The organism is Burkholderia sp. Se-20378 (assembly GCF_017104665.1).
GTDB lineage: Bacteria > Pseudomonadota > Gammaproteobacteria > Burkholderiales > Burkholderiaceae > Burkholderia > Burkholderia lata.
Genome location: NZ_JAAGPG010000872.1, coordinates 1 through 2,208, shown reverse-complemented (window position 1 = coordinate 2,208; position 2,208 = coordinate 1). Strand labels below are relative to the sequence as shown.

The 2,208-nt window shown below is 65.9% G+C and carries 3 protein-coding genes; all 3 read left to right on the top strand.

Going from position 1 to position 2,208, the window contains the following annotated elements:
• Positions 1–116 precede the first annotated feature (116 nt).
• From fliL to fliN, 3 genes are read left to right on the top strand one after another with little or no spacing between them, the layout of a single operon-like run.
• Positions 117–653: a flagellar basal body-associated protein FliL gene (gene fliL / locus G3N93_RS38465; RefSeq protein ID WP_049097223.1), complete on the top strand. Its 537-nt coding sequence runs from the start codon at positions 117–119 to the stop codon at positions 651–653.
• 22 nt (positions 654–675) lie between these two features.
• Entirely contained in the window at positions 676–1,674 is a 999-nt protein-coding gene (fliM, locus tag G3N93_RS38460; protein ID WP_174940295.1) for a flagellar motor switch protein FliM, read from the top strand.
• Positions 1,667–2,158 carry a flagellar motor switch protein FliN gene (gene fliN / locus G3N93_RS38455; RefSeq protein WP_011350466.1) on the top strand — a complete coding sequence of 164 codons (492 nt, stop codon included), beginning with the start codon at positions 1,667–1,669 and terminating at the stop codon, positions 2,156–2,158. The genes fliM and fliN overlap by 8 nt, the downstream gene beginning before the upstream one ends.
• The last annotated feature ends 50 nt before the right edge of the window (positions 2,159–2,208 follow it).

The window sequence follows — 2,208 nt, the reverse complement described above, 5'->3', positions numbered from 1 at the left end:
GGCTCTTTCCGCCCCCACTTACCCTGCATCCGGCCGACACCCGGCCGACAATCGGCTGAGATAGCCGCAAATCCCCCCTCTTTTCCGCCCATCGGCCTCGGCCCGGATGCCGAACAATGCATGCTACGAGACATCACGCACGCATTCACATGGCCTCCACGACTGCAAACCCGACCGCCGACAAGCCGGCTTCGTCCGGCAAGTTCAAGCGCATCGCGCTCATCGCCGTCATCGCGCTGGGCGCGGCGGCTGCCGCAGCCGGCGGCATGTACGTGTTCCTGAGCAAGGAAGGCGTCGGCCATGCGAGCGCGCCCGCCGAGCCGGCGCCGCTGGCTGCGCCGGTGTTCTTCCCGCTCGACCCGCTGACCGTGAACCTGCAGTCCGACGACGGCGCGCAGCACTATCTGCGCGTCGGCCTGTCGCTCAAGCTCACCGACCCGAAGGCGCAGGAGCAACTGACCGCGCGGATGCCGGAGATCCGCAGCCGGATCCTGCTCGCGCTGTCGAACAAGCATCCCGAGGATCTCGCGACGCCGGACGGCAAACGTTCGCTCGCGAAGGAACTGCGGGAGCTGATCGAGCAGCCGACGCAGCCGGGCAACCAGCGCGCGAAGGTCGACGACGTGCTGTTCACCGAGTTCGTCGTCCAGTAACGCGGCCGAGAAAGGAGCGCGTATGGGTCACCAGGAGTTCATGTCCCAGGAGGAGGTCGATGCCCTCCTCAAGGGCGTCACGGGCGAAGCCGATTCAGTCGACGAGCAGCGCGACACATCGGGCGTCCGCCCCTACAACATTGCGACGCAGGAGCGGATCGTCCGCGGCCGGATGCCCGGCCTCGAGATCATCAACGATCGCTTCGCGCGCCTGCTGCGGATCGGCATCTTCAACTTCATGCGGCGCACGGCGGAAATCTCCGTCAGCCAGGTGAAGGTGCAGAAGTACAGCGAGTTCACCCGCAACCTGCCGATCCCGACGAACCTGAACCTGGTGCACGTGAAGCCGTTGCGCGGCACGTCGCTGTTCGTGTTCGACCCGAACCTCGTGTTCTTCGTCGTCGACAACCTGTTCGGCGGCGACGGGCGCTTTCACACACGCGTCGAGGGCCGCGACTTCACGGCCACCGAGCAGCGGATCATCGGCAAGCTGCTGAACCTCGTGTTCGAGCACTACACGACCGCGTGGAAGAGCGTGCGGCCGCTGCAGTTCGAATTCGTGCGCTCGGAAATGCACACGCAGTTCGCAAACGTCGCGACGCCGAACGAGATCGTCATCGTCACGCAGTTCTCGATCGAGTTCGGGCCGACGGGCGGCACGCTGCACATCTGCATGCCGTACTCGATGATCGAACCGATCCGCGACGTACTCAGCTCGCCGATCCAGGGCGAGGCGCTCGAAGTCGACCGCCGCTGGGTGCGCGTGCTGTCGCAGCAGGTGCAGGCCGCCGAGGTCGAGCTGACCGCGAACCTCGCCGAGATTTCGTCAAACTTCGAGAAGATCCTGAACCTGCGCGCGGGCGACGTGCTGCCGCTGGAAATCGAGGACACGATCACCGCGAGGGTCGACGGCGTGCCGGTGATGGAATGCGGCTACGGAATTTTCAATGGTCAATACGCGTTGCGCGTGCAGAAGATGATCAGCGCGGGCGATTCGATGAAGGAAGGTGGATATGAGTGAGCTGAACCAGACGCCCGAGGACGACGCACAAGCGATGGCCGACGCGGCCCTCGCGGCATCGGCCGCCGCCGCGCAGGCGGCGCCGGCCGCGGCGGAAGAAGATCCGGGCATGGACGACTGGGCGGCCGCGCTCGCCGAGCAGAACCAGCAGCCGGTGCAGGCGGGCGCGACGGGCGCCGGCGTGTTCCAGCCGCTGTCGAAGGCCGCGGCAAGCTCGACGCACAACGACATCGAGATGATCCTCGACATCCCGGTCAAGATGACCGTGGAGCTCGGCCGCACGAAGATCGCGATCCGCAACCTGCTGCAGCTCGCGCAGGGTTCGGTCGTCGAACTGGACGGCATGGCCGGCGAGCCGATGGACGTGCTTGTGAACGGCTGCCTGATCGCGCAGGGCGAAGTCGTGGTCGTCAACGACAAGTTCGGCATTCGCCTGACCGACATCATCACGCCGGCCGAACGTATCCGGAAGCTGAATCGATGAATGTTGTGAAGCCCGGCCGCCGCGTGCGCGTCGCAAGCGTGGCGGCGGCT